This is a genomic window from Zavarzinia sp., from assembly GCF_041650655.1.
Lineage (GTDB): Bacteria > Pseudomonadota > Alphaproteobacteria > Zavarziniales > Zavarziniaceae > Zavarzinia.
The window spans coordinates 1-2,798 of sequence record NZ_JBAZKR010000254.1 but is presented as its reverse complement, the minus strand read 5'-3'; the positions used below and the strand labels follow the sequence as shown (position 1 = coordinate 2,798).

4 protein-coding genes are annotated in these 2,798 nt (G+C 70.8%); all 4 read right to left on the bottom strand.

Annotated elements, in window-relative coordinates; genetic code table 11:
* On the bottom strand, positions 1 to 731 hold a 731-nt coding region (locus WC493_RS23135; RefSeq protein WP_373068985.1), incomplete at its 3' end, for an NAD(P)H-hydrate epimerase.
* A gap of 91 nt (positions 732 to 822) precedes the next feature.
* Positions 823 to 1,596: a LamB/YcsF family protein gene (locus tag WC493_RS23130; protein ID WP_373068983.1), complete on the bottom strand. Its 774-nt coding sequence runs from the start codon at positions 1,594 to 1,596 to the stop codon at positions 823 to 825.
* Positions 1,580 to 2,599 (bottom strand): biotin-dependent carboxyltransferase family protein, encoded by a 1,020-nt coding sequence (locus tag WC493_RS23125; RefSeq protein WP_373068981.1) that lies wholly within the window; start codon positions 2,597 to 2,599, stop codon positions 1,580 to 1,582. Before WC493_RS23125 ends, WC493_RS23130 begins: the two co-directional genes overlap by 17 nt.
* Positions 2,587 to 2,798, bottom strand: a 212-nt coding sequence (locus WC493_RS23120; RefSeq protein WP_373068979.1) for a carboxyltransferase domain-containing protein, incomplete at its 5' end; no start/stop codon positions are given. The genes WC493_RS23120 and WC493_RS23125, both read right to left, overlap by 13 nt.

The following is a 2,798-nucleotide window of genomic DNA, read 5'->3' as shown; positions in this document are numbered from 1 at the left end:
GCCTGCGCCAGCGCATCGTCGGGCGTGCGCAACATCAATTCGGGCTGCAGCGGATCGACGGCCAGTGGCTGCAGCAGGCCGACAAAGACCCGCCCGGCGCCGAGCTTCAGTCCGGCGCGCCCTGCCAGCAGCGCGGCACCCGTCATGCCGGCGGCGCCGCCGATCACGGCCAGCGAACCGTAGCTGCCCTTATGGCTGTTGCGCTGGCGCGCCTTCAGGCAGTCGCGGAAATCCTCGATGGCGAGCAGCGCGCCGGGGAAGTCGTCGAGCTTCAGGCCGAGATTGGCGACGCGCACTTCACCGCAGTGATCCGGTCCGTCGAGCGTGTACAGCCCCGGCTTGCCGCCGATGAAACTGATGGTATGCGTGGCGCGCACCGCAGTGCCCATGACGCGGCCGGTGTCGGCATCGAGACCACTGGGAATGTCCAGCGCCAGGACCGGACCACGAAACGCGTTGATGCGCGCGATCAGTTCCGCTGCGGCGCCGCTGACGGGCCGTGTCAGGCCGATGCCGAACAGGCCGTCGACCACCAGCCCGTAGTCGCCGGCCGGCACTTTGTCCTCCATGCCGGCTACAGCCACGGTGATTCCATGTTCCGTGAGCACGCGTGCCAGCACCCGCGCATCGCCGCCATTGTTGCCGGGACCGGCGAACACCAGCACCGGAGCGCGGCTGCCTTTCAGCAGGCGCTTGGCGAATTCTGCGGCGGCACGGCCGGCGCGTTCCATCAAGGGCGGCGCGACGCCGGCGTGGCGCGTTTCGAGGGTGCGTAATTCGGAGCCGCGCAGGAGAGTTGTGTGCATGACGCGATTGTAACCGTCAGCTGCCGGATGCGATTTCCGTCAGCGGCAGGATGTCATGGCCGGCCTGTTGCAGGCCGGCGCGCAGATGGCGCGCGACGCCGACCGCATCCGGGCTGTCGCCGTGGACGCAGATGCTGCCGATCGGCGTGGCGAGGCGCGTGCCGTCCGCGGCGATCAGGGCGCGGGCTTCGAGCATCGCCAGCACGTGGGCGAGGCAGGCGGCGGGGCCGTGGATCATGGCGTCCGCGCGGGAGCGCGGCACCAGCTGGCCGTCGGGCAGATAGGCGCGGTCGGCGAAGATCTCTTCGACGACGACGAGGCCGGCGGCGCGCCCCGCGAGCACCAGTTGCGATGCCGCCGGGGCGAGCAGGATCAGGCCGGGATCGATGGCATGGATGGAGCGGCAGATGGTGTCGGCCACGCCGCGGTCGACGCAGGCGAGGTTGTTCAGCGCGCCGTGCGGCTTGACGTGGGTTACGCGCGTCGCTTCGAGCGCGGCGATGCCGGCCAGGGCGCCGACCTGCGCCGCGATCTGGTTTTCGAGTTCGGCCGACGACAAGGCCATGGCGCGGCGGCCGAAACCCTGCAGGTCGGGATAGCTCGGGTGGGCACCGATCGAGACGCCGCGCTCCCGCGCCAGGCGCACGGTGCGACGCATGACGTCGGGGTCGCCGGCATGTCCGCCGCAGGCGATGTTGGCCGAGGCGACGATGTCGAGCATGGCGTCGTCGTCGCCCATGTGCCAGGGACCGTAGCCCTCGCCGAGGTCGGCATTAAGGTTGATGCGCATTGACGACTCCGTCGATCAGGTTGGCGGCATACAGGGCGTCGAGATTGAATCCCGCGCTGCATGGCGCGATGCTTGCGATGCATTCTGCCAGTTCGGCCGCGGCCTGGCGGCGGGCGGCGAGGGCCTCCTCGATGGTCACCTCGGCGAAGCGCAGGGTCTGGCCGGGCAGGGCGTGGCCCAGGCGCGGCAGGTCGGCGCCGATCACGGTGGCGAGTTTCGGGTAGCCGCCGACCGTCTGGCAATCGGCCAGCAGGATGATCGGCCGGCCGTCGCCGGGGACCTGGATGGCGCCGGGCGTGACGGCATCCGAGACGATATCGGCGCCGCGCGTGTGTTCGAGGCGCGGACCATCCAGGCGCAGACCCATGCGGTCCGCTTCGCGGCCGACGGTGAATTCCTCGTTGAGAAAGCACTGCCAGGCGGCGTCGGTGAAGTACTCGCGCTGCGGGCCGGCTATGACGCGTAGCGGGCCGTCAGGCAGGCGCGGGGTTTGCGGCAGACGCAGCAGAATCGCCGTGTCACCAGCGCCGACTTCCAGGCAATCGCCTGCCTGGATCACGCGGCCGTCGCTGCCGCCGATCCCGGCGCGGGCATAGGTGGAGCGGCTGCCGAGCACTGCGGGCAGGTCGAAGCCGCCATGCACGGCGAGATAACCGATGTCGCTGCGCAGGCTTCCCGTGACGAGAATCTCGCCCGCCGCCAGCGCATGGCTGCACCAATTGGCCGCTACGCGCGACTGACCGCCGGCATCCTCGATGCGCGCCGAAAACTCGCCGGCGAGGGCGATGACGACCGGCGCCGTGGCCCGCAGCCGGGGGCCGAGCAGGTGCAGCTCCAGCGCGACGGTCCCCGGCGGGTTGCCCGCCAGCGCATTGGCGATGGCCAGCCACCCGGCATCGAGCGCGCCGGAGAGCGGCACGCCCAGGTGCCGGTAGCCGGGGCGGCCCGCATCCTGAAAACTGGCCGGCAGCGGGCAGTCGAGGACTTCGATCACGCCCGCCATTCCTTGCGCCCGATCTTTCCCGCCTTGACACCGGCAGCAAGCCGCAGGAACTCGTTGCGGTCGACCGGCGTGAAGCGCACCGTGTCGCCGGGCGCGAGCAGGGCCGGGCGGGCGGCATCGCCGAGGTCGAACAGGCGCACGGGCGTGCGCCCCAGCAGATGCCAGCCGCCGGGACTTTGCCACGGGTAAATGGCGGCCT

Excerpts from the sequence above, each read along its gene's own strand:
- WC493_RS23130 (WP_373068983.1), bottom strand. The coding sequence starts at position 1,596 with ATGCGCATCAACCTTAATGCCGACCTCGGCGAGGGCTACGGTCCCTGG.
- WC493_RS23125 (WP_373068981.1), bottom strand. The coding sequence starts at position 2,599 with ATGGCGGGCGTGATCGAAGTCCTCGACTGCCCGCTGCCGGCCAGTTTT.